The organism is Acinetobacter sp. Brlt_5, from assembly GCF_051949055.1.
Lineage (GTDB): Bacteria > Pseudomonadota > Gammaproteobacteria > Pseudomonadales > Moraxellaceae > Acinetobacter > Acinetobacter indicus.
On sequence record NZ_JAYJLP010000020.1, the window covers coordinates 1 to 24862 of the forward strand.

Sequence of the window (24862 nt, forward strand, 5' to 3'; positions counted from 1 at the left end):
TTTTTATAGTGAAAATCGTTTAAAGAGAATAGCCTTATAAAATAGAGATACACTTTTGATTTTTAATAAGCTTGGGATAAAGAATTTTATTCAGAAATAGTTTAGGCAGATAGTGCTTAGAATATTATCCTTAAATCCAATTATTTTTTTTATTATTCAATAATAACTAAGAATCAAGAATTAAAAACCAATTATTCATCCGTTTAAAAAAATAAAACGGACAATAAAATACTTGGATTGTTAAGAGAAAATGCACGTATCTCAATTACAAAAATTGCGCAGAAAACCCGAAATTCCCGGGCCACGGTTCAAAAGCGAATCGAGTACATGGAAGCGACTAGCATCATTACCAGCTATACGGTACGCATTAAACCGAACCTGAATCCGCAGCTTATTCAGGCCTGGATGAGTATTATGGTGGAAGGCAACAAGGCACAGGCCGTCATCAAGGAGCTACGTCTCGATCCGGCTATTCAGACCTTACATACGACGAATGGCAAATGGGATTTACTGGTAGAAATCCAGTCCGACAATTTGGTGAATTTTGATTTAATTTTAAGTCGGATCAGAAGTATTTCAGGGATTTATAACAGTGAAACCAATATATTACTGTCAACCTATAAAATTTAAACAATTGATTTTAATCTTTCATCTGTCGCATATACATTGCTACAGGTGAAAGATTATCAATGATTATTTTATAGAAAAGCAATCTATATAAATATTCGTTTTTCATATTTTATGGATTTTTATTTTTAGATATTCGAAGCAAAATAATATATCTTAAAGGTATTTATATAATACCTATAAAATATGTTTAGCTCTCCTCTTTAAAATAAATCAGCTCCATATAAAGAATATAAAAATAAAACGGAGCGCAATAAAAAAAGCCCTGACAATGTCAGGGCTTTTTGAATTTGGCGGAAGCGGTGAGATTCGAACTCACGGAGGACTCACACCCTCGTCGGTTTTCAAGACCGGTGCATTAAACCGCTCTGCCACGCTTCCAATGGCGACTATCATATAAAGAAAATTTTAACTTGGCAAATATTTTTCCAGATTTTCGCAACCGACTGTACAAAATAAAATCAAAATCGTTTAATTTGCTGAATTTTCAAACTTTTCATAGCGAATGTCGACAATATACCAGTGTTTTGCACCTGATGGCGTCTGCACTACTGCTTCATCATCCACACTTTTGCCCAGCAAGGCGCGCGCCATTGGCGAGTCAATTGAAATATGTTGTGGATGATGATCATAAATTTCATCAACCCCGACAATTCTTAGGGTTTTCTGCTCGCTATCATCATTTTCAATATCGACCCAAGCGCCAAAATAGACCTTGCCCTCCTGTTCAGGTGAAAAATCAATAATTCGCAGCTCTTCCAGCCGCTTGCCGAGGTAACGTACCCGACGGTCAATCTTTCGCAGCAGCTGCTTGTTATATTGGTAATCGGCGTTCTCCGAACGATCGCCGAGACTGGCCGCCCAGTTCACTTTTTTGGTAATTTCAGGGCGTTCTTCATGCCACAAATGCTGAAGTTCCGCGACCAGTTTGTCATGTCCACCACGGGTAATTAAGCTCGATTTCATGGCCTTTAACAGCAGAAAAATATGCCTGTAGCTTACCAAAAACTGCTGCCTTCTCCCCAATTACTCCACTTTTAAAGTTTATAAAATATTTTTCCTAAATAGAATCATTTACTTATGAAACAGTTTTTTATTTTTTTATGGACAAAATTTGACAACTCAAATTTTGGTCTTTATTATGCGCACATCTTTTAATTGTGATCATTTTTTAACCTGTGTGGCGTAGCCACATTTTTTATCTTTCATCCCATGTCATTTTGAATGACGTCATGAGTGCCCACCCTCTTATTGAATTTATCAAACTTGAAAAAGTCTGAGGCCTTTTGCCTCCTGCTTTGTAGGGCATAAATTACTTGTAGCGGAGACAACATGCACAGTAGTTCAACTTCTGGGTCGAGGCTTGGCCTTCACTCTTTTTTCAACTCTCTCCCTTTAAAAGTCTTAGTATTAAGCAGTGCGTTAATTCCGTTTCATAGTATTAATGCAAGTAAAGCAGCGTATCAGTTTGATCGCGTGGTCAATCACAATAAATTGACCGTGGTTTCTGTTTCGAATCCGACCACCGTGTTTCAGAACAGTCAGCATCTGCATGGCTTTGGTTATGACCTGGTGCGCAACTATGCGCATAGCCTGAATGTCAAACTCGAGTTTAAAACCGTACCGGACAATGCGACAGCGTTGCAATGGGTGGTGTCAGGTAAAGCCAACTTTGCCATGACCACTGCCAGTATTCAGAGCATTGAAAACAAGCATCTGACCGGTTTTTCGGCCACCTGTGGCGATTTAAACACCTTGCAGAAAAATGGCCTAAACAGCAATTTAAACTGGGTATTTAAACATGCCGATGATCCGCTGAGCCAGACCGCCAGTGCCTTTGTCTGCCGTGGCAAACAAAGCGGTGCCATCAACCAGCTGGCCTCGTTCTATAACCAGAATGTGGTTAAGCAGGAATCCTGGAATACTATCCAGCGTGACTTAAGCAATCGCATGCCTTTATATAAGGCCAGCTTCCAGCGCACTGCGCAGCAGTATGATCTGGACTGGCATTTACTGGCGGCCATTGGTTATCAGGAATCGTACTTAAAGCCGAACTCTGTTTCACCAACCGGTGTTCGTGGTTTGATGATGCTGACCAACAGCACAGCCAAAGCCATGGGCGTCAGTAACCGTACCGATCCAACCCAGAGCATTCAGGGCGGTGCCAAGTATTACAACCTGATGCTGAACCGTTATAAGCATATTCCGTTTCCAGACCGTAACTGGTATGCACTGGTGGCCTATAACATGGGTCCGGGTGCCGTGAGCCAGATTCAGAAGCGTATTCAGGCCACCGGTAAAAACCCGAACAACTGGGTCAACCTGTATGCTTACTTAGATGGCAATAAAGCCAAGAACGGACGTTATCGTCAGGCCTTACAATACGTGACCCGTATCCGTGCCTATCTGGAACACATCAAGACCACGCCGCAGCTGGTGAATATTTAAATGCTTCACCGTTGATCTTCAAGGCAAAAAAAAGCTTACCTTCGGGTAAGCTTTTTTGTGTCGGGTCACAATCAGGTGGTTTGCGCCAAAACGTTTTTGAACAGGTCTTTTTGCTCTTGGCTTGGTTTTGCAGTTTGCAATGCCATTAATTGAGACATATCGCCTTGTACTTTGATTTTACCGGTCATGAAGGCTTGCATGGCTGCAGCCATATCAAACTCCAGGAACACTTTACGTAAGGTCTCAGCATCCATATTCAGGGTTGTTTTTGCATTTGCAGACAATCCTTTCTGGATTTTGCCACCGTCTAAAGCTAATTCTGTATTGCCTGAAGCATCCGTAACAACCAAATTAATTGCAAGATTCGCAAGCGCAGGTGGTAAATTTAAGTCACCAGCTTGAGCCGTCAGGTTCTCTACGGTTGCAAACCAATCATCAGATAAAAAAGCAGGCATGATTATTCCTCAATTTATTTGTTCATTTGTGTCGCCTGTCCAGACAACATTTTTGTGAAGCAATGATGCTTGTGACCTGTTATAGCATGTAATCATAAAAGATGGCTAAGATTTTTTGTACGATGCGTTCAAATTTTATATTTTTAATACAATATTGAAATAATTCAAATATATAAAAAAAGCACTGAACTGAAGTTCAATGCCTTTTTTGACTATTTAGTCAGCTGCATAGCCTAAATTGACCATGTTGATGCGGTTGGACTGACCATCTTCATTCTCGTGCGAATAACTGCCTTTAAAGTCAAACTCGCGCTCGCTATCGAGTGCTTCAAAGTCAAACAGCTCGCGGTCTGCCAGTTGCGATGGTGATACATTTTGCAATGCACCAAAAATACTGTGCAGACGTTTTGGATGGGCATTGTCCCATTCACGCAGCATGTCATTGATAATCGCACGTTGCAGATTTTCCTGCGAACCACACAGGTTACATGGAATAATCGGGAACTGGCGCATTTGCGCGTATTTGATGATGTCTTTTTCTTCCACATAAGCCAGTGGACGAATCAGCATATTCTTCTTGTCGGAAGATAACAGCTTCGGTGGCATCGCCTTTAAGCTGCCGCCATGGAACAGGTTCAGGAAGAAAGTCGCCAGAATATCATCACGATGATGCCCCAGTGCCACCTTGGTTGCCCCAATTTCCTGGGCAAAGCCGTACAGTGAACCACGACGCAGACGCGAACACACTGCACAGTAGGTTTTGCCTTCCGGGGTCAGACGCTTGGTAATACTGTAGGTATCTTTTTCCAGAATATAATACGGGATATTATTTTCTTCCAGATAACGCGGCAGCACATCTTCAGGGAAGCCCGGCTGTTTCTGGTCCAGATTCACCGCCACCACATCAAAATGAATCGGGGCAATACGTTTAAACTGCAACAGAATATCCAGTAAGGTATAACTGTCTTTACCACCCGAAATACACACCATGACCTTGTCACCGTCTTCGATCATCTTGTAATCACGAATGGCATGACCCACCTGGCGACGCAGCTTTTTCAGCAAACGGTAATACGCAGAGCTGGTTGGCAGTTCTGGTTTAAAATTAAATCCTTGATCGGACTCAACTGGCGAGAACATAGACGAGATTTACCCATAAAAAAAATACCGCGCAATTTTAGCCGATTCAGTCCCGGCACGCATCAAAAGAATGTAATTTCCTGCTTGTCATTTTTTGTCATCTCGCTGTCTTTATTTTTATGCTAATTTGAACGTTTGCGTTCATCTTTTAAGCAAGATGCTTATCTTTTGGACTTTTCCACAGTTTTCCACAAAAGCTGTGGATAAATTTGTGGATTTAAAACAACTTGACAAGGTCACTTGCCTGCAATTGAAGGCTTCTATTTAAATTGATCATTTTTTAATCAATTTTATTTATAATTAAAATCAATGGTTTAAGTGTGTCAAGCAGACCAGAATAAAAAAAATAAATATTTTTTTTGATTGTTCTGTCAGCAAACAGGGCTTGATTTTTACAAAGTAAACAGGGAAATAAATGTAAAGACTCTTTTCATCAATGTTTTTTTTGTTAAACTCAAACCACCTGTTTGGGGACAGTATGAACTTCGTTACCATAATGAATACGATAATGTATAAAAGATTACATTTTAAACAACTGGCTTTTTGGGGATGTGTGACGCTGCTTGCGGTTGCATCGCACAGTCATGCCGGACAGATTTATGTCTATAAAGACAATAATGGCTCTACCCTGCTGACCAATCGTAAAAGTTCAGACCAATCCCTGAAAAAAGTCAAAGTGACGTATTATCCCGACAGCAATATTCATCGTTATAGCAACTGGGGCAGCTCTGAAGCATCGGTCTTACCAAGCTATAGCCGCAATAAAAATGCCTTTGACCATATTATCCAGCAGGCCGCGCAGCGCCACGGTATTTCGTCTGGGCTGATTAAAGCCGTCATGCACACCGAGTCCGGCTTTAATGTCAATGCTCGCTCTCCGGTCGGGGCCCAAGGCTTAATGCAGCTGATGCCGGCCACTGCCAAACGTTTTCAGGTTTCTAATGCCTACGATCCTTATGAAAATATTATGGCCGGGGCCAAATATCTGGCCTGGTTACTAAAACGTTTTAACGGTAATACATCCTTAGCATTGGCCGGTTATAATGCCGGTGAAGGCAATGTCGCCAAATACGGTGGCATTCCGCCCTTCCGTGAAACTCAGGACTATGTGCGCCGCGTGACCAGCCGTTATCACAATCTGTATGCCGGTGGTGTCAGCAGTAGCGATCAGGGACCGTTACTGGCCCAATCCAATACGCTTTCTTCTGGTTCGCATTTAACTGCAGCCCAGCCTGCACGCCCATCGCGTGAAATTATTGTTGCCGCAGATGGCAGCTTTACCGATGCACCGGTCCGCTCCTATGCCACGGCACATGCCTCTGCTGCAGCCCGAATCACCATTTCGGACTAAGACGATTTTTTGTTGATTTTCACGATTTTTTCTTGAATTTTTAATACATTCACCGCATATTTACTTGCATGATTTATGAATCAGATTACATTTTCATTTTAAGAGGATTTACTCAATGATGCGGATTGGTTTGTTCTTGCTAACCAACCTCGCGGTACTGGTTGTAGCTGGCATTATTTTGTCACTCTTCGGTGTCGGTAGTTACCATGGCGCGGGTGGCTTAAATCTAGGCAACCTGTTGGTCATCTGTTTTGTCTTCGGTATGGTCGGTTCTTTAATTTCCCTGTTCATGTCTAAATGGATGGCGAAAAAAACCACCGGTACAGAGCTGATTGACCCGAATGCCCCACGTAACCAGGCTGAAGCGTGGTTATTAAATGAAGTTGCACAATTGTCGCAACGTGCTGGCATTAAAATGCCAGAAGTGGGTATCTTCCCTTCTTATCAGTCGAATGCCTTTGCAACCGGCTGGAACAAGAATGATGCTTTGGTGGCGGTTTCAACCGGTCTGCTGGAGCGTATGAACAAAGATGAATTACGTGCCGTACTGGCGCACGAAATTGGTCACGTGGCCAATGGTGACATGGTTACGCTGGCGTTAATCCAGGGTGTGGTCAACGCCTTCGTGATGTTCTTTGCCCGTGTTGCCGGTGATTTCATTGATCGTAACGTATTTGGCCGTGAAGATGGCGAAGCGCCAGGCATTGCCTACTTCGTGATTACCATTGTGCTGGATATCGTGTTTGGTATTCTGGCTTCGGCCATTGTGATGTGGTTCTCGCGTCAACGTGAATACCGCGCCGATGAAGCGGGTGCCCGTCTGGCTGGCAAACAGGCCATGATTTCTGCCCTGTTACGCTTACAGGCCGAATCTGAAATGCCAGATGCAATGCCAAAAGAAATGAAAGCCTTCGCGATTTCTGCCGGTCAGGAACAAGGGTTTAGTCTGGCAGCGTTATTCCAGACCCACCCGACCATTGAACAGCGTGTGGCGGCATTACAGCAGTTAAACCTGCCTTAATAATAATGCCCAACCGTTAAATAGACAAAAGCCTCCATATGGAGGCTTTTTGTTTTTATGTGTGATAGATACTGGTTGGAATGATGACAGCTTACTTAAAGATTTAAACCCTGCATCCACTGCCAGACCCATTGCAGCCCGGCCAAGGTCGCCACCACCAGAATGATCAGGAACAACAGGCCTAATAAATCAGGAAGATGAATCCACAGCCAGGCCACCACAGGATTACGCCAGAATGCCGAATATTGCTGCTTCTGCTCCAGTTTTTCATGCAAGAAAGGATGCACCACATGATGGTCACTCTGGATATCATATTCCTGCCGGATATGATCATGCACAATATCCAGCGCCTTACGGCTAGGGCGAATAAAAATATCAAAAATCGTCCCGGCAATCGGAATAAAGCCCACCACCGCATCCATAACCGCCAGCTTCATGACCGGATTCAGTTTGGCTTGTGGCACGCCGACCTGTTTGGCTTTATAAATTGCATAACAGGTCAGCACAAAACCGGCCAGATCGCCGGCCACCGGAATGGTACTTAAAGCCGCATCAGCGCCCACGCCCTGTTTGGTAAACGGAATCCGCACCACCGAATCCATCATATTGGCAAACTTGGCCAGATCACGCTCCAGGCGAATCACCTCTTGCCGGGAAAGTTTGGGTTTGGTGCTGTGCAGCTCTGTCATGAATCAACCTGATTTTTATCTATTTATGTCATGTTTTTACTATACTCGAGCGCGCTGCTCAAACGTTTTACTGCTTTGTAAATACAGGCTAAAACAACAGCTGTGAGGCAATAAACAGATAAACCACCACCCCGCTGGCATCGCAAATTGAGGTCACCAGAGGTGCCGACGCACTGGCCGGGTCCAGTTTCAGCTTATTGAGAATAAATGGCAGGCTCATGCCAACCAGACAGCCCATCAGTACAATGCCCAGCATACTTAAGGCCAACACCACCGCCACCATCAAATCGCCACGCACATAACCCAGTACCGACACGGCCAGTGCCATGGTGCCACCTAAACAAAGCGCCACCAGACTTTCCCGCCCGAGCAGATAGAACCAGTCACGAAAATGCACATCGCCGGTGGCTAAAGCACGGACCATTAAGGTCGCCGATTGCGCCCCGGCATTCCCGCCACTACCGACCAGCAAGGGCAAGAAGAACACCAGCACAATATGCGCGGCAATAATCTCTTCAAAATGGGCAATCCCAAAACCGGACAGCAAACTGCCAAACACCAGAAATACCAGCCAGAACACGCGCTGGCGATATAAAGATAAAATTGGTGCATTTTTCAGGCTCAGGTTGGGCAAGGATTCAATCGCACCGGATTTTAAAATATCTTCAGTAGTTTCGGCCTCGACAATGTCCATGGCATCATCATAGGTGACAATCCCGACCAGACGCTGCGCCTGATCAACAATCGGCAAGGCCAGAAAATCATAATGCGCCAGCTTCCAGGCAATCTGTTCCTGATCTTCATCGACCTGGCCCATCACCAGATCCGTGGTCATGAGATGCTGCAGCTGTACCTCTGGCGCGGCCTGAATAATCTGCCGCAAGGACACCACACCGAGCAGATGCTGTAGCGCATCTACAATATAAATCAGGTACAGGGTTTCCCGGTCTGCCGCCACCTGACGCAACTGTTCAATCGCCTGCTGGATCGTCAGCTCTGGGGATAAAGTCACAAAATCCGAACTCATGATCGCCCCGGCAGATTCTTCCGGGTAAGCCGCCAGCTGCTGAATTTGCTGACGTTTTTCCGGGGCCAGCTCGGCCAGAATCCACGGCTGTAGCGTCGGACTCAAACCTTTAAACAGGTCGGTCCGGTCATCTGAATGCATGGCACTCATCAGCTGCAACAAATCGGCTGGGTCCAGCTGTTCGGCAATTTGCGCCTGCACAGTTTTTGGCAAAAACTCAAAGATCAGCGCGGCCTGCTCCAGGGTGGGAATCAATCGAACCTGCGCTTGCAGCGACAGCTGTTCAATCCAGACCGCCAAATCGGCCGGATTCATATGCGCAATCAGGGTCTGTACCCGCTCTGGATGCTGCTGCAAAATGGCCTGCTCCAGTGCCTGAAGTTCAAAAGGATTCAGCATAAACTCTCATCATTATTCTTGGTTTTTTTTTAAAATGTAAAGTGATTTGCACTGCATCTGCGTGCTGCCGCAGTGTCCCTGAAGCAGCAGCATTTTTCTCTGTATAAACCCGGCGGATCAGGCCTGTTTCAGTTTAAAGATCGAACGCACCAGTACATACATAAAGGGAATAAAGATCAGCACCAGAACTGTACCGAAAATCACCCCACCCAGCACACTCACGCCAATTTCCTGACGGCTGACCGCACCGGCACCAAAGGCAAATACCAGCGGAATGACCCCGGCCCCAAAGGCCAGCGAGGTCATCAGAATAGGACGTAAACGCAGACTCGCTCCTTCCAGTGCGGCTTCCACGGCGCTGCGCCCCTGCTGCTGCGCCATCGAAGCAAACTCGACAATCAGAATCGCATTTTTACAGGACAGGCCGATGGTGGTCAGCAGTGCAATCTGGAAATAGATATCATTCGGGAACCCGGCCAGGTAGCTGAACAGGATATTACCACCAATACCCAGTGGAATCGCGCTCATCACCGCAGTTGGAATGGTCCAGCTTTCATACAGCGCTGCCAGACACAGGAAGATAAAACCAATTGATACCAGATACAGCAATAAAGCCTGATTGCTGGACTGCTTTTCTTCAAAGGACAAGCCGCTCCAGGCCAGATCGACACCGTCCTGCTGCTCAACCAGCTGCTGAATATCCTGCATGGCCTGACCAGAGCTGGCACCGGCTGCGGTATCGGCTTCCATTTCCAGTGCGGTATAGCCCATAAACCGGTTCACCACTTCTGGTCCGCCGCCCCAGCTCAGGGTAGAGAAATTACCAAACGGCACCATCTGCCCGTTGGCATTACGGACCGACCAGGCCTGCAAATCTTCCGGGGTGGCACGGAACTCGGCATCACCCTGCATAATCACCCGTTTAATCCGGCCACGATCAATAAAGTCATTGATATAACTGCCGCCCCATGCCGCCGACAAGGTGCTGTTAATAGCGCCTTGGCTCAGGCCATTGGCCATGGCCTGTTTCTGATGAATATTGACATTCAGCTCGGCTTTTTCCGGATTGGATTTTTTATCCAGATTGGCAAAGCTGGAATAACGGTCGGCCTGACTGCGCAGGCTCTGGAATTGCTGCTCCAGATAATCACGGCCCTGCCCATTTAAATCTCGCAGCCAAAACTGCAGGCCATCGGTCTGGCCTAAACCGCGCACCGAGGCCGGCATCCCAATCATAATCTGCGCATCCGGATGACGCTGGAAATGCTGCATGGCCCGCTCACGAATTGCCTGCGCAGCATTGTCACTGCCCGGACGATCATCCCAGTGTTTCAGCGCAATAAAGCCCTGCCCCAAGTTCTGACCAGTACCTGAGAAATTACGGCCATAGCGAATCATCACCAGATCAACATTGGCCTGTTCCTGTTCAATAAAATAGGCGCGAATCGTTTCCCCAACTTCACGGCTTTTTGACAGTGGCGCGCCTTCTTGCAATTTAAACTGCACCGTGAGCATGCCCTGATCTTCACTTGGAATAAAGCTGGTCGGCAAGGCTCGATAGAACAAGGCAAATACCCCGATTAAAGCCACAAAAATCACCAGACAGATGGTGCGATGTTGCAGGGTCCAGCTTGAAGAACGCAGATAATGCTGTTTCAGATTTTCCAGTTTCTGATTAAACCAGGCGGCCCATCGGGCGGTTTTCTGCTTTGGCTTTAAAATTAAGGCACATAAGGCCGGGGTTAAAATCAGTGCCACCAGCAAAGATAAGGACATCGCGGCCACCAGGGTGATGGAAAACTGACGGTAGATGACCCCGGTCGAGCCACCAAAAAATGCCATCGGAATAAACACCGCGGTCAGCACCAAGGTAATCCCGACCAGTGCCCCGCTAATTTCCTGCATCGACTGGATTGCCGCCTGTTTGGCTGAAAGCTGCTGCTCATGCATCAAACGCTCAACATTTTCTACGACCACAATCGCATCATCGACCAGCAGGCCAATCGCCAGTACCAGCGCAAACAGGGTTAAGGTATTGATGGTCATGCCCAGCACATACAGCACTGTCAGGGTACCTAAAATCACCACCGGTACGGTGATGGTCGGAATTAAGGTAGCGCGCCAGTTCTGTAAAAACAGGAACATCACGATCACCACCAGAATAATCGCTTCAATGAGGGTTTTTACCACCTCTTTCATCGACTCCTTCACAAACGGCGTATTATCGCGTGGATAGACTATCTTGTAGCCTTCAGGCAACTGTTTGGAGAGATGATCAATTTCCTGCTGGATTAACGCCGAGGTCGCCAGTGCATTGGCACCAGAGGCCAGGGAGATGCCCAGCGCAGCGGAAGGATAGCCGTTAATCGTATTAAAGGACTGATAATTTTCTGCCCCCAGCTCGACCCGCGCCACATCTTTTAAATAAACAAAACTGCCGTCCTGGGCCGACTTTAAAATTACATTTTCAAATTCTTCGACAGTTTTTAAACGTGAACCGGAGGTGACTTTGGCATTTAAATACTGATCGGTTGCGGTGGGTAAATCGCCAATACTGCCGGCTGCCACCTGGGTATTCTGGGCTTCAACAGCGGCCCGAATATCGCTTGGCATCAAGGCATACTGTTTCAGTTTTAAAGGTTTCAACCAGATTCGCATGGCATATTGCGAACCGAAGACATCCACCTCACCCACGCCTTCAATACGCGCCAGATCCTGTTCCAGATGGGTCATCATATAATCGGACAGTTCAATATTGGAACTGTGACCAGCGCTGTCATACAACCCGATGACCATATGGGTATCACCCAGAGATTTGAACACATTCACGCCTTGGCGCTGTACATCTTCAGGCAAACGGTTAATGGCGCTGTTAATCGCATTTTGCACCTGCACCTGTGCGGTATCTGGGTCTGTGCCATTTTCAAAACTGATGCTGATACGGCTGCGCCCCGAAGAATCACTGCTCGAGCTAAAATACAGCAGATGATCCAGCCCTCGAATCTGCTGCTCCAGCACCTGGGTCACGCTCTCCTCCACTGTTTCTGCCGAAGCTCCAGTATAAGTAGCACTCACGGTAATGCGAGGCGGGGCAATATCCGGATAACGCTCGACCGGTAAACCTAAAGTGGAAAAAATACCAAACGCCATGACAATAATGGCCAGGACTCCAGCAAAAATAGGACGTTCAATAAAAAATTTTGACAGCATAGATTTGGTCACATGATGGGGTTGAGCCAAGATTTGGTTGAGCACTTCTGAAGGCGCTTTACCCTAGCAAATTTATATTGATATTCAGTGACTAAAGCCAAAAATACAAGAAAATATTACATAAAGATGTGTTGAACAAAAAATAAGGAGAAAATGTGGAGATAAAAGATTTATCTCGCTCTAGCATCATTTACATTGTCGCTATTTTGCAACCTGTCATGAGAATGCAAGTTTTTCCTTCAACACTACGCATGCGTCAAATAAAATAGCAGCATCATCAGAGGACCGCATGCTAAGAAAAACACTGATACTGACCAGCATTCTCACTTTAACTGCTTGTAATAGTGATGATCGTGATAATCAAACGCATAATCCCACTCCAACGCCGACACCACCGGCCTATGTTGAACCTGAAATTATTATTGTCGGACATCGAGGCGCTAGCGCCTTGCGTCCTGAACATACCTTGGAGGCTTATCAAAAAGCCATTGAGGATGGTGCAGATTTTATTGAGCCTGATCTGGTTCCAACCAAAGATGGTTATTTGGTTGCTCGTCATGAAAATGAAATTGGCGGTACGACCAATGTCAGTGAACTACCACAATTTGCAGATCGTAAAACCACCAAAATCATTGATGGAGTCAGCTTAACAGGCTAGTTTACCGAAGACTTCACCTTAAGTGAACTGAAGCAGCTGAAAGCCCGCGAACGTATTCCAGATATTCGGCCACAAAACACTCAATATAATGATCAGTTTTTAGTGCCGACGATAGAAGAAATTATTGAACTGGCTGATCAGCACTATCAAAAAACAGGAAAAATTATTGGGCTGTATATTGAGACTAAACACCCAACCTATTTCCAGGATTTAAATCTGGCCATGGAAGACCGTTTATTGAGTAGCTTGGCGAAATATGAATATTCGCGAAGTATTGCCCCGGTCTATCTACAATCTTTTGAAGTTAAAAATCTGCAATATCTACGCAGTCAGCTAGATCGTTTAAACACCTTGCAACATGCAAAAATCATTCAGCTCTACAGCGGACAGAGTTCTCAGCCTGCTGATGCACTAAAAGCAGGTCTGGGGACTACTTATGGTCAATTGGCCAGTGCAGAAGGACTTAAAACGGTTGCGCAATATGCTGATGGTGTGGGACCAAGTAAAACCTATATCGTCAGTAATCAGGGAGTAATCACCAATTTTGTGAGTCTGGCACATGCACAGGGCCTGAAAGTACATCCTTATACCTTGCGCCCAGAAAATGAATTTTTACCTGATCGCCTCGATTGTAGTCCAAATCCTGCTGAGAAGTGTGAAACAGGGGCGTTGGCCGAGTTTGAAATCTTCTTTAAAGCCGGTGTTGATGGTGTCTTTACAGATGATCCTGGACTAGGACGTCAGGCTGCAGACCTGTTTTTAAAACAGTAAAAATTCTCATATATTAAAAAAGACGCGGCATGCGTCTTTTTTCTACTCTCAAACAAAACAGCCTATACGATATGCTCAAAATTTACGGTAATGCCCATCAGTAAATGAATTAACTCGGCCTGTGAATTACACTGGGTTTTTGCATAAATATTTTTAAAATAGGTTCGAACGGTACTTAAACTGAGCTGACAATATTCAGCGATCTTTTCTAAATCATGCTCATTAATAAATAACTCGCATAACTCAATTTCCCGGTTTGACAAGTGATATTGCTGTTTTAAAAAATCTGCAGCTAAATAATATTTTTGCTCGGTTTCAGTCACAAAAACAGCGACATAGGCCTGTTCTGGTAGTCCTTCAGTATTCTTTAGCTGGCTTAAATTAAAAGGAATAATGGTGAGCATTAATGTCGTCTGATCTGGAGCAGACAAGGCCATAACCCCACCCGGCTCTTTGTTCCATTGACTTAAATTCGAACCTGCCCCCTCAATGAGCTGATCGAGTTTGGCCTGAAAGCCGCGGCCCACTTTTAAATGATTATAACGGTCCAGCTCAATCAGGCTGGAGCGATTAAGAATTGCTTGAGCCTTTTTATTAGAATAGATCAAACAGGACTGCTGATCGAGTAGCAGCACGCCCGTTTTTAAGTGATCTAAAATATGGCCTAAAGCCAGTTTCTGCTGCTTGGCCTGACAAAGCTGCCGATGAATTTGTAGTGCCCGGCGTAAATGCTTACCGATCCGCTTAAGAAATTCATGCTCTTCCGGACTATAAGGCTGAGCATCGGGCACCCGGTGAATACCCAAGACCGCCCAACGATGTTGCCCCTGATCGAGTAAAACAGCTGCGATATGACAAATCCCGGTTGGTTCCAGACAGCGCTCATAAAAGATATATTCATCTGTGCCCGGCATCTGGCCATACGACTGCAAGTTTTGCTCAATGGTATCCCCCACCCCGGTTTGCTGCCATAACGGCGCATGCAGTTTCATATCAATGACTTTAATCCGTTCATCCTGATAGGCATCAATACAGGCTTGCGGAATGTTATAGGTATGCACAAAGTCATAACTTGGACTTAACTGGTCCAGAGCGGTAAAAATCGCGGTTTTACTGTTGGTGTAGTGCACAATGGCTTCAATTACTTGCGGCCATAAACGCGTATCCATCGCGGCATCATAAATTAACCCAATGATCTGGTGTTCTTGTTCTTTCATCTCTCCCCCAGCTTAATCATTAAGCCCTACCAATTTAATACAAAAGCTCATCATACATTTAATTATTTTTGAACCATTTATCTATTTCTTACTTTTTTATGCATTAAGTTTAGTTTTACTGTATTGTGTTTTTTATTGGCCTTCATATAAAAAAATCCCCGCAATTGCGGGGATTTTTATGATCGAATGACCAGCAGATGTATTACATCATGCCGCCCATACCACCCATGCCGCCCATGTCAGGCATTGCTGGTTTTTCTTCCGGGATTTCAGTGATCATGCACTCAGTTGTGAGCATTAAGCCCGCAACAGATGCAGCATGCTCAAGTGCAGAACGGGTTACTTTCGCTGGGTCAAGAATACCCATTTCAAGCATGTCGCCGTATTCACCAGTTGCAGCGTTATAACCGAAGTTACCTTCACCATTTTTCACAGCGTTGATCACAACAGATGGTTCATCACCTGCGTTTGCCACGATTTGACGAAGCGGCGCTTCGATTGCACGGCGCAGGATGTTGATCCCTACGTTTTGGTCATCGTTGGCACCTGTTACACCGTCAAGTGCTTTGGCAGCACGTACCAGTGCAACACCACCACCAGCAACCACACCTTCTTCAACTGCAGCACGAGTTGCGTGAAGTGCGTCGTCTACGCGGTCTTTTTTCTCTTTCATTTCAACTTCAGTTGCAGCACCGATCTTGATCACTGCTACACCGCCTGCCAATTTAGCAACGCGTTCTTGAAGTTTTTCTTTGTCGTACTCAGAAGTCGATTCTTCGATTTGCGCACGGATTTGTTGAACACGCTCAGCGATTTGGCCTGCGTTACCCGCACCATCCACAATCACGGTATTTTCTTTAGATACAGTTACTTTGTGTGCAGTACCTAAGTGTTCAAGCGTTGTTTGGTCTAACTGCATACCGATTTCTTCAGAAATCACAGTACCACCAGTTAAAATCGCGATGTCTTGCAGCATTGCTTTACGACGGTCACCGAAGCCAGGTGCTTTCACCGCACATACTTTGATGATGCCGCGCATGTTGTTCACAACAAGCGTTGCAAGCGCTTCACCTTCAACATCTTCAGCGATAATTAATAATGGCTTACCGGTTTTTGCAACTGCTTCAAGAACCGTAATCAGTTCACGGATGTTGCTGACTTTCTTGTCTACCAGCAGGATGAACGGGTTTTCAAGTTCAGCAGTGAGCGTGTCTTGTTTGTTGGCGAAGTATGGCGAGATATAACCACGGTCAAACTGCATACCTTCTACAACGTCAAGCGCATCTTCGAAGCCTGAACCTTCTTCAACAGTAATGACGCCTTCTTTGCCCACTTTTTCCATTGCTTGCGCAATTAAAGCACCTACAGTGGTGTCAGAGTTTGCAGAGATCGAACCCACTTGCTCAATTGCTTTAGAATCAGATGCAGGTTGTGCAGTTGATTTGATTTCAGCAACTAGAGTTTTCACCGCGATGTCGATACCACGTTTCAAGTCCATTGGGTTCATACCCGCAGTCACTGACTTGATACCTTCGTTCAGGATAGCTTGCGCCAATACAGTTGCAGTTGTGGTACCGTCACCTGCGATGTCATTGGTTTTTGAAGACACTTCACGAACCAGTTGTGCACCCATGTTCTCGAACTTGTCTTTTAAAGTAATTTCTTTCGCAACAGAAACACCATCTTTAGTGATGTGCGGTGCGCCGAAAGAACGGTCGATCACCACGTTACGGCCTTTAGGACCTAACGTTACTTTCACTGCATCTGCAAGAATGTTGACACCCGCAATCATTTTGCTACGAGCTGAATCACCAAATTTTACGTCTTTAGCTGACATGATTTACTCCAATTTTAAATCTTAACTAAATCTGATAACCATTGAGTTAGTGAGAAATTAGCCTTCTAAAACAGCTAAAATGTCAGACTCTTTCATAATAAGCAGTTCTTCACCGTCTACTTTTACAGTGGTGCCGGCATAGGTACCAAACAATACTTTATCGCCAACTTTCACATCTAATGCGCGTACGCCATTGTCTGTGATTTGACCATTACCAACTGCAATGATTTCACCCTGAGCAGGTTTTTCAGCAGCAGAACCTGGCAATAAAATGCCGCCAGCAGTTTTTGTTTCTTCTTCGACACGACGAATTACTACACGGTCATGTAATGGACGAATGTTGCTCATAAATAACTCCATCAGACTAAGTCTTCGTTAGATAACTGATGACGACTTATTTATTCCTTTGGTCATCATCAAAATGAATTTTAGATGTCACTTTTGTGGGGATGGAAAAAAACGCTTCAAGGGGAAAAATGAAAAAAAATCTGTTTTTTGTCTTTTTTTTCGCCAGCCATCAGACCACTGTCGCTTTATTCCCCATATTTCTAATACGGTTCAAATTTTTGTGTGCGTTCATTAAAAAAATAGGCCTGAATTTCACCGCTGTCATGAATCACATTAAAGCTGTTATTAAAACGATGATGCAGACGATAAGACAGCGCCGTGCCGGCATGAATATCCAGCACCGGATGACTGGCCTGCAAATGATAAATCTGGTTTAAATCATAGACTGCGGACTGATGCAGATGACCATGCAACAGCCCGAACAGGCCATGCTGACTCCAGCTTTCCAGCGCCATTTTGCCAAGCATTGGACAGTCTTTTACCCCATGCGGATCATCCGGCGGGGTATAAAACGGTTGATGCGCAGCAATCAGCTTGATTTTATGCACCGGCGCCGCGGCCAGAATCTGATCGACCAGCTGGATTTGCGCCAGCGAAATATGCCCGCGGGTATGGTAACGCCGCCGGATACTGTTTAAACCAATCAGAAAAAAATGCTCGGTTTCCAGCACAGTTTCCATCTTGCCAAAAAACAGCTGATAACGCGCAAATGGATTAACAAAACGGGTCCATAAATCGAATAGCGGAATATCATGATTGCCCGGCACCACCAGATACGGCCGCTCCAGGCTGTCGAGAAACTGCTTACAGTCATAAAACTGTTTAAAACGCGCACGCTGGGTTAAATCACCACTGACCACTATCGCTTCAGCCTGATGCTCCAGGCAAAATTGCCGGATGGCTGCCATGCAGGCCGGCTTTTCGGTGCCAAAATGCAAATCAGACAGATGCAGAATCATAAGGCACCATCATATTTAAGGCATTTTTTTCCACTGTGACTATTAGCGGTGGTCGCATCCGGACAATTTCACCATCAATGGCCACCTGCATGGTTTTTAGTTGTGCATGAATCACCACCTGATCTGCAGCAAAAGTATATACATCGGGCGCTTGTTCAATTTCCCCTTTCACCAGCTGCCATAAAATTTTAAACAGGGTCAGCTTATCGCTTTTCGCCACCACAATGCCGGCCACCTTGCCCTGTGCCACCGCTGCAGCAATACGCAAATTCATCTCCGACAATTGCAGCTGGTTATTGCCAAAAAATACCAGCGGAGTTTTCACCGGAAACAGCTTGCCATCGACTTCAACTTTTAATTTCAGCTCCTTGCGATGGCGAATCATTACATCCAGACCGGAGGTATAGGCATGTAAAGGAAAACGGCCCAGATAGCGGTTATACAGCTCCCGTTTCTGGATAAATAAAGGATACAGCCCCAGGCTGGCATTGTTTAAATAGATGTGTTCATTGATCCGCGCGATATGCGCCTTGCGTGGCCGGCCGGTTGCAATCACATGCGCAGCCTGAATAATATCCACCGGAATATCAAATACGCGGGCCACATAGTTAAAGGTACCTAAAGGTAAAATGCCCATGGGAATATCGGTATAAAGCAGTTTGGCGGCCACAGCATTCAAGGTGCCATCTCCTCCTGCAGCTACCACCACGCCATAATTGTCCGGGTCCTGATGACGCAAAAATACCTGCGCCATTAACTCATCAAAACTGGCATACTGTTCGATATCAAAGGACTGGATTTCAAAACCGTATTGGGAAAAAATCTGAATCAGCTCTTCATATACCTCGGTTTTATGGGTCGCATGAAAGCCTGATTTTTTGTTATACACAATAGACAATGGCTTGAATTGTTCAGACATTTTGTCCACATCTTTAAAGCATTTGTTCTAATTTCAGCCAATTAAGTGGAAATTTAAAGCACCTTTATGTAAAAATCGAATTACCACCATTTATTTAATCAATAATGATTCTCAGAAAAAATTTAGATATAAATTATTGTTTTAAAAAGAAATAAATAAATTAAATAATATACATAAATATAAAAAATAAATAAGACCAGCCCTTATTTAAACATTATCTTTTTGTTTTTTATAAACTTATTATTTAGATTGCATTAACTACCAAAATAATTCCTTTAGTCCTTTAGTCTTATTTTTTTCGTCATTTTGTGCTTTAATACAGCCACTTTTTTTTTCATATTTCATCTGAGCGGTTCATTTCATCTCTCAGATTGTACTTTGTACAACAGTTTGTACACATTTTAGATAGGCCTCACCATGACCCAAGTGAACGCACCAGAATTCGTTCGTCACCCTAAGCTTATTGCTTGGGTGGAAGAGATTGCTAAATTAACAAAACCAGCAAAAATTGAATGGTGTGACGGTAGCGCAGAAGAATATCAACGTTATATCGACTTGATGATCGCTAACGGCACAATGCAAGCGCTTAACCAAGAAACTCACCCTGGTTCTTATCTTGCAAACTCTGATCCTTCTGACGTAGCTCGTGTTGAAGACCGTACTTACATCTGCTCTGAAAACCAGGAAGATGCCGGTGCGACCAACAACTGGGAAGCGCCTGCAGTAATGCGCGAAAAATTGAACGGTTTATTTGACGGTTCAATGGCAGGTCGTACGCTGTATGTGGTTCCATTCTCAATGGGTCCACTCGGTTCACACATTGCACACATCGGGATCGAGTTAACTGACTCTCCTTATGTTGCAGTAAGCATGTCTAAAATGGCTCGTATGGGTAAAGCTGTTTATGACGTATTAGGTACAGATGGCGAATTCGTTCCATGTGTACACACTGTAGGCGCTCCGCTTGCCGAAGGTGAAAAAGATGTTGCATGGCCTTGCAACAAAGAAAAATACATCGTGCACTATCCAGAAACACGTGAAATCTGGTCTTACGGTTCAGGTTACGGCGGTAACGCATTGTTAGGTAAAAAATGCCTGGCATTACGTATTGCATCGTTCATGGGTCGTCAACAAGGCTGGTTAGCTGAACACATGCTAATTCTTGGCGTAACCAATCCTCAAGGCGAAAAACACTACATCGCAGCGGCATTCCCATCTGCATGTGGTAAAACCAACTTCGCGATGCTGATTCCACCAGCAGGTTATGAAGGCTGGAAGATTGAAACTGTAGGTGACGATATTGCCTGGATCAAACCAGGTGAAGATGGTCGTCTATACGCAATCAACCCTGAAGCTGGTTTCTTCGGTGTAGCACCTGGTACAAACACCAAAACTAACCCGAACTGTATGGCGACGCTGCACAAAGACGTGATCTATACCAACGTTGCTGTGACTGACAATGGCGAAGTATGGTGGGAAGGTCTTTCTAAAGAAGCACCTGCAAACCTGACCAACTGGAAAGGTCAACCACATACTGGCGAAGAAAAAGCAGCGCATCCAAACGCGCGTTTCACCGTATCTGCAGGTCAATGTCCTTCAATTGATGCTGACTGGGAAAATCCAGCAGGTGTTCCAATCTCTGCATTCATCTTCGGTGGTCGCCGTGCAGACACAGTGCCTCTAATTTCAGAAGCATTTGACTGGGTTGATGGCGTGTATAAAGCGGCAACCATGGGTTCTGAAACCACTGCTGCTGCGGTTGGTCAACAAGGTATCGTTCGTCGTGACCCATTCGCAATGCTGCCATTCGCGGGTTACAACATGGCGGACTACTTCTCTCACTGGTTAGAAATGGGTGAGAAAGTGGGTGCGAAAGCTGAAGCTGCAGGTAACAAACTGCCTGGTATCTACAACGTGAACTGGTTCCGTCGTGATGCTGAAGGCAACTTCGTATGGCCTGGTTTCGGTCAAAACATGCGTGTACTTGAGTGGATCATTGACCGTTGTGAAGGTCGTGCAGATGCTGTAGACACTCCAATTGGCCGCGTTCCAACTTACGAACAGCTGAACTGGACTGGTTTAGATTTCTCTAAAGAGCAATTTGAAACTGTGACAGCACAAGACAAAGATCAATGGATCAAAGAACTGGAAAGCCACACTGAGTTATTCAACAAACTGGGTGAGCGTTTACCAGAAGCGTTGAAAAAACGTCAAGCTGAGCTTTTAGAAGCGGTTAAATCTGCTTAATTGCTGATTAACATGAAAGAGGTCGCGAAAGCGGCCTTTTTTTATTGCCTGCCTATACACGCTACATTTTACCGGCAATAAATTTCAACACATCATTGAGGAAAGCAGTCGTCCCCAGGTCAGGCTTTTATGGCATACTTGAAAGTATAAATTAGAGATCATGAGCCATAATAGCGATGAACAATACTTATAAACTTTTAGGACTTGCCTGTACGGTTACCCTGCTCACTGCCTGCCAGAGTGGGCCACGCGAATTTAATGGCAATGTCGGTTATCAGATCGAAAGCCGCACTGACAGCACAGCCACCTTGGCTTACACCCTTGCAACACGCAATAATCAGCAATTAGATGAACAGCGCCTACAACGTGCCTGCCAGAAAGTGCTGGCCAGCAATAAAGTCTTTAAATTAAATATTCTCAGCGTCAATGAAATTGCCAACCCGGCAGCTGGTAATAATCTTGCTGCTCCAGGACGTCAAATTGGCGATACCCGTGCCACCTTTAGCCTGTCGAATACACCTGGCCTGCACAGCAGCGAAAATCCAGCCACACGTGATGCCCTCACTGCCCGCCCAAGCACTTTAACTGTGGTGCGCTATACCTGCTCTTAAGCTTCTGCAAGCCAATAAAAAAGACGCTGTTTACAGCGTCTTATAAAAACTGACATTACGAAATTCGGGCGACTCATCTAAATCGGGCCAAGTGGTGGCACTACGCTCATCCAGCTTTTCATATTTGGGATGGCTAAAGTTTTTCACCCGGCTGTCTGCCACCCACACCTCCGGGGCAAATTTTAAAAACTCATCCAGGAAAAAACGGTTGCATTGATCGTACAGCACATCCGCTGCGAGTAGTACATCAACCTGCTCGGCTTTGTAGAGATCATCCAGATATTCCAGTTCGACATCATTGAGTTCGGCATTGACTCGACAGGCATCCAGACTGACCTGATCAATATCACAGCAGATCACCCGTTTAGCACCCGCCATTTTGGCAGCAATGGCCACCACACCTGAACCTGCGCCAAAATCTAGCACTACTTTATCTTTCACATGATGCGGCTCAGCTAGCAACCACTGTGCCATCGCCAATCCTGAGGCCCAGCAGAAAATCCAGTACGGCGTATCATTCCAGATCCGGCGGATCACTTCATCATCGAGTTTATCGGTGGGAAAAACCGGCGGAATCAACCAAAGTGAAATCGGTGTTTCAGGCAATTGCTGTGCCTGCAGTTCACAATGTGGAATCACATCATGCAAAGCACTTAATAGATGTTCAGGGGCTTTAGGAAATTGAAAGGTGCAGCTCATTGGGTTTTTATTCTTTATGTATTTCAGCAAAAATCTGATGTTAGAGGTTTTACCCTCATCCCAACCTTCTCCCTGAGCCGTATACGGCGCAAGAGAAGGAGTATCCATTATTTTTACAATGAATTTTCCCTCTCCTGAGCAAGATTTAAAGCACTGCTTTTAAATCGAAGCGCAAGAGAGGGTCAGGGAGAGGTCAATTTATTAACCCAAAGCCTTCTCAGCCGCTTCTACGGTTTGACGAATCAAGGTTGTAATCGTCATCGGACCAACACCACCTGGCACTGGTGTGTAAGCAGAAGCGATGTCTTCGATACCAACGAGTTGGATATCACCAACACCGCCGCCTTCACGTGGGTGGAAGCCCGCATCAACGACCACTGCACCTGGCTTAATCCAGTCTTTCTGAATCAGTTCAGCTTTACCAACTGCGCCCACAATAATGTCTGCCTGCTTCACGAATTCAGCCAGGTTTTGTGTGCGTGAGTGACAGGTGGTTACAGTTGCATTGGCTTCTAGCAGCATCGCCGACATTGGTTTACCCAGAATAGCCGAACGACCAACCACCACTGCATGTTTACCCGCGATTTCGATGTTGTTTTCTTTCAGAATAGTCATGATGCCCGCTGGTGTTGCCGAACCATAGGCCGCTTCACCCATCGCCATACGACCATAACCCAAACAAGTCACACCATCGACATCTTTTTCAAGTGAAATGGCATCGAAGCAGGCACGCTCATCAATTTGTGCCGGTACCGGATGCTGTAACAGGATACCGTGTACATCAGGATTGGCATTGAGTTTTTCAATTTCAGCCAGTAACTGCTCAGTGGTGGTTTCCTGTGGAAGCTCGATTTTTAAAGAGTCCATACCGACACGGCGGCAGGCATTCCCTTTCATACGTACATAAGTTGCAGATGCACCGTCGTCACCTACCAAAATAGTCGCCAGAATTGGGGTACGACCTGTTTTCGCCTTTAATGCTTCTACGCGTGTTAACAAGTCAGCTTCAATTTGCTTTGCTAATGCACGACCATCCAAAACTAATGCCACGGCACATCTCCAAATGTTGATAGGAATCAATTTTGCAAATAATACATGATAATTTAGGCAATTTTCTTTCATATGCCGAATTTATGTGCATATGCGCGATTTATAGTATTGTTTTTTTTCCAGAGCTTGCTAATATGTGCATCACCAAGACGTGGCGGGGTGGCAGAGTGGTCATGCAGCGGACTGCAACTCCGTGGACGCCGGTTCGATTCCGACCTCCGCCTCCAATCTTGGTAAAAATGCCCGAGTGGTGAAATCGGTAGACACAGGGGATTTAAAATCCCCCGCCCTCAAAGCGTGCCAGTTCGAGTCTGGCCTCGGGCACCATTTTAACAGATCTTAAAATGGTGCAGTAAAGAATCCAGCGTCAAGCTGGTTTTTTTATGCCTGCAATTTAGCTTCTGCGTTGACCCTGTCCATGACCCCACAACAGCCCCTGCTTTTTCTACAACAGCTACAACAACACCATCCGGCTGCATTTAAACGCAATTTTCTGCTGTATGGCGCAATAAAAATCAAAGGCATGCTGGATGAGTGGAAAGAAATCCTCCCCTGGGTGCTGGCCCTGCTGATTTTTATTCCGCTGTCGATGGTCCTTGCAGATGTGATTCAGCAGCACTTGCCACAGTTTGATGCCGCACAAAGCAAAAGTATGGCAATTTTAGCGCTCATGTTGCTGTTGATGCTCACGACACCCTATGTGATTTATCAACTCAAACACAGTGCAGCGGCCTTATATCGCATGCTCCGCCATACCCCAATCAAACTGGCGATCGTGATTTTAGTGCAGGCGCTAAATGTCTATTACTGGCAAAGCGTGCTATTGCAAGGGATACTGTTCTTTTTTGCCCTGAGTTTTGGCTTTGTACGTTTTTATAAAGAAAACCTGTTTCGTCATGAGGCTACACCAGAACAGCAATACTGTTTGCAGCAGATTCGCCGTGCAGCGTACTGGTCATATCGTCAGCTTCGTAATACCCACCTAAAAATGTACTTTTATCCCAAAAGTTCGGCACGCTATGCAGACCTGGCGGTACAGCGGATGAAATATGCCAATCTGCATCAGCAAATCATACAGGTTGAACACAAGTTTGCGCAGCAGATTAAATTTATTGATCTGGACAGTTATCTCAACGAAATCAGCCAATAAAAAAACCGGGACAATCCCGGTTTTTTATA

At 45.3% G+C, this 24862-nt stretch carries 19 protein-coding genes, 3 tRNA genes and 2 pseudogenes; 10 read left to right on the plus strand and 14 right to left on the minus strand.

Annotation, left to right across the window (positions count from 1 at the left end):
• Positions 1-210: 210 nt before the first annotated feature.
• Positions 211-630: pseudogene (locus VF685_RS12250) on the plus strand (Lrp/AsnC family transcriptional regulator); the annotation flags it as partial.
• Positions 631-918: 288 nt separating this feature from the next.
• Here VF685_RS12250 and VF685_RS12255 read toward each other — a convergent pair.
• Together VF685_RS12255 and greB are read right to left on the minus strand one after the other, a co-directional pair.
• Positions 919-1008, minus strand: a tRNA-Ser gene (locus VF685_RS12255).
• Positions 1009-1098: 90 nt separating this feature from the next.
• Positions 1099-1593 (minus strand): transcription elongation factor GreB, encoded by a 495-nt coding sequence (gene greB / locus VF685_RS12260; RefSeq protein WP_242911962.1) that lies wholly within the window; start codon positions 1591-1593, stop codon positions 1099-1101.
• A 366-nt stretch (positions 1594-1959) separates the two neighbouring features.
• On the opposite strand from greB, the gene VF685_RS12265 reads away from it, so the two are divergent.
• Entirely contained in the window at positions 1960-3075 is a 1116-nt protein-coding gene (locus VF685_RS12265; RefSeq protein WP_168398145.1) for a transglycosylase SLT domain-containing protein, read from the plus strand.
• Between the two features lie 71 nt (positions 3076-3146).
• On the opposite strand, the gene VF685_RS12270 is transcribed toward VF685_RS12265, so the two are convergent.
• The gene (locus tag VF685_RS12270; RefSeq protein ID WP_016659963.1) at positions 3147-3530 is read right to left on the minus strand and encodes an SCP2 sterol-binding domain-containing protein; all 384 of its coding nucleotides are present in this window, start codon (positions 3528-3530) and stop codon (positions 3147-3149) included.
• A 216-nt stretch (positions 3531-3746) separates the two neighbouring features.
• Positions 3747-4670 carry a tRNA 2-thiocytidine(32) synthetase TtcA gene (gene ttcA, locus VF685_RS12275; RefSeq protein ID WP_005176370.1) on the minus strand — a complete coding sequence of 308 codons (924 nt, stop codon included), beginning with the start codon at positions 4668-4670 and terminating at the stop codon, positions 3747-3749.
• 508 nt (positions 4671-5178) lie between these two features.
• Here ttcA and VF685_RS12280 point away from each other — a divergent pair.
• Positions 5179-6021, plus strand: coding sequence for a lytic transglycosylase domain-containing protein (locus VF685_RS12280; RefSeq protein ID WP_034597413.1), 843 nt, complete (start codon positions 5179-5181; stop codon positions 6019-6021).
• A 115-nt stretch (positions 6022-6136) separates the two neighbouring features.
• On the plus strand, positions 6137-7042 hold the full coding sequence (gene htpX / locus VF685_RS12285; protein WP_005176364.1) for a protease HtpX: 906 nt from the start codon (positions 6137-6139) through the stop codon (positions 7040-7042).
• A gap of 95 nt (positions 7043-7137) precedes the next feature.
• On the opposite strand, the gene VF685_RS12290 is transcribed toward htpX, so the two are convergent.
• From VF685_RS12290 to VF685_RS12300, 3 genes are all read right to left on the minus strand, one after another.
• Positions 7138-7731, minus strand: a complete 594-nt coding sequence (locus VF685_RS12290; protein WP_005176362.1) for a DUF4112 domain-containing protein — start codon at positions 7729-7731, stop codon at positions 7138-7140.
• Between the two features lie 88 nt (positions 7732-7819).
• On the minus strand, positions 7820-9157 hold the full coding sequence (mgtE, locus tag VF685_RS12295) for a magnesium transporter (protein ID WP_005176359.1): 1338 nt from the start codon (positions 9155-9157) through the stop codon (positions 7820-7822).
• A 117-nt stretch (positions 9158-9274) separates the two neighbouring features.
• Entirely contained in the window at positions 9275-12367 is a 3093-nt protein-coding gene (locus VF685_RS12300) for a multidrug efflux RND transporter permease subunit (RefSeq protein ID WP_242911961.1), read from the minus strand.
• Between the two features lie 289 nt (positions 12368-12656).
• Between VF685_RS12300 and VF685_RS12305 the strand changes: the two are divergent.
• Positions 12657-13796: pseudogene (locus tag VF685_RS12305) on the plus strand (glycerophosphodiester phosphodiesterase).
• A gap of 62 nt (positions 13797-13858) precedes the next feature.
• Here VF685_RS12305 and VF685_RS12310 read toward each other — a convergent pair.
• From VF685_RS12310 to VF685_RS12330, 5 genes are all read right to left on the minus strand, one after another.
• Positions 13859-15013: a LuxR C-terminal-related transcriptional regulator gene (locus VF685_RS12310; protein ID WP_163146040.1), complete on the minus strand. Its 1155-nt coding sequence runs from the start codon at positions 15011-15013 to the stop codon at positions 13859-13861.
• A gap of 202 nt (positions 15014-15215) precedes the next feature.
• Positions 15216-16850, minus strand: a complete 1635-nt coding sequence (gene groL, locus VF685_RS12315) for a chaperonin GroEL (RefSeq protein ID WP_127798938.1) — start codon at positions 16848-16850, stop codon at positions 15216-15218.
• A 57-nt stretch (positions 16851-16907) separates the two neighbouring features.
• Positions 16908-17198 (minus strand): co-chaperone GroES, encoded by a 291-nt coding sequence (locus VF685_RS12320; RefSeq protein WP_004810787.1) that lies wholly within the window; start codon positions 17196-17198, stop codon positions 16908-16910.
• Positions 17199-17398: 200 nt separating this feature from the next.
• Complete coding sequence (locus VF685_RS12325; protein ID WP_180191900.1) at positions 17399-18157, minus strand: metallophosphoesterase family protein; 759 nt, start codon at positions 18155-18157, stop codon at positions 17399-17401.
• The gene (locus VF685_RS12330; RefSeq protein WP_180191901.1) at positions 18138-19076 is read right to left on the minus strand and encodes a diacylglycerol/lipid kinase family protein; all 939 of its coding nucleotides are present in this window, start codon (positions 19074-19076) and stop codon (positions 18138-18140) included. The genes VF685_RS12325 and VF685_RS12330 overlap by 20 nt, the downstream gene beginning before the upstream one ends.
• Positions 19077-19493: 417 nt before the next feature.
• Between VF685_RS12330 and VF685_RS12335 the strand changes: the two genes are divergently transcribed.
• Together VF685_RS12335 and VF685_RS12340 are read left to right on the plus strand one after the other, a co-directional pair.
• Complete coding sequence (locus VF685_RS12335; RefSeq protein ID WP_005176337.1) at positions 19494-21323, plus strand: phosphoenolpyruvate carboxykinase (GTP); 1830 nt, start codon at positions 19494-19496, stop codon at positions 21321-21323.
• A 176-nt stretch (positions 21324-21499) separates the two neighbouring features.
• Positions 21500-21934: a hypothetical protein gene (locus tag VF685_RS12340; protein ID WP_045795202.1), complete on the plus strand. Its 435-nt coding sequence runs from the start codon at positions 21500-21502 to the stop codon at positions 21932-21934.
• A 30-nt stretch (positions 21935-21964) separates the two neighbouring features.
• On the opposite strand, the gene VF685_RS12345 is transcribed toward VF685_RS12340, so the two are convergent.
• Both VF685_RS12345 and folD read right to left on the minus strand, forming a co-directional pair.
• Positions 21965-22633, minus strand: a complete 669-nt coding sequence (locus tag VF685_RS12345; protein WP_152342228.1) for a class I SAM-dependent methyltransferase — start codon at positions 22631-22633, stop codon at positions 21965-21967.
• A 201-nt stretch (positions 22634-22834) separates the two neighbouring features.
• Positions 22835-23683 carry a bifunctional methylenetetrahydrofolate dehydrogenase/methenyltetrahydrofolate cyclohydrolase FolD gene (folD, locus tag VF685_RS12350; protein WP_005176331.1) on the minus strand — a complete coding sequence of 283 codons (849 nt, stop codon included), beginning with the start codon at positions 23681-23683 and terminating at the stop codon, positions 22835-22837.
• Between the two features lie 153 nt (positions 23684-23836).
• Between folD and VF685_RS12355 the strand changes: the two genes are divergently transcribed.
• From VF685_RS12355 to VF685_RS12365, 3 genes are all read left to right on the plus strand, one after another.
• A tRNA-Cys gene (locus tag VF685_RS12355) sits at positions 23837-23910 on the plus strand.
• Positions 23911-23924: 14 nt separating this feature from the next.
• Positions 23925-24010, plus strand: a tRNA-Leu gene (locus VF685_RS12360).
• A 91-nt stretch (positions 24011-24101) separates the two neighbouring features.
• Positions 24102-24833: a hypothetical protein gene (locus tag VF685_RS12365; protein WP_180191903.1), complete on the plus strand. Its 732-nt coding sequence runs from the start codon at positions 24102-24104 to the stop codon at positions 24831-24833.
• Positions 24834-24862 lie beyond the last annotated feature (29 nt).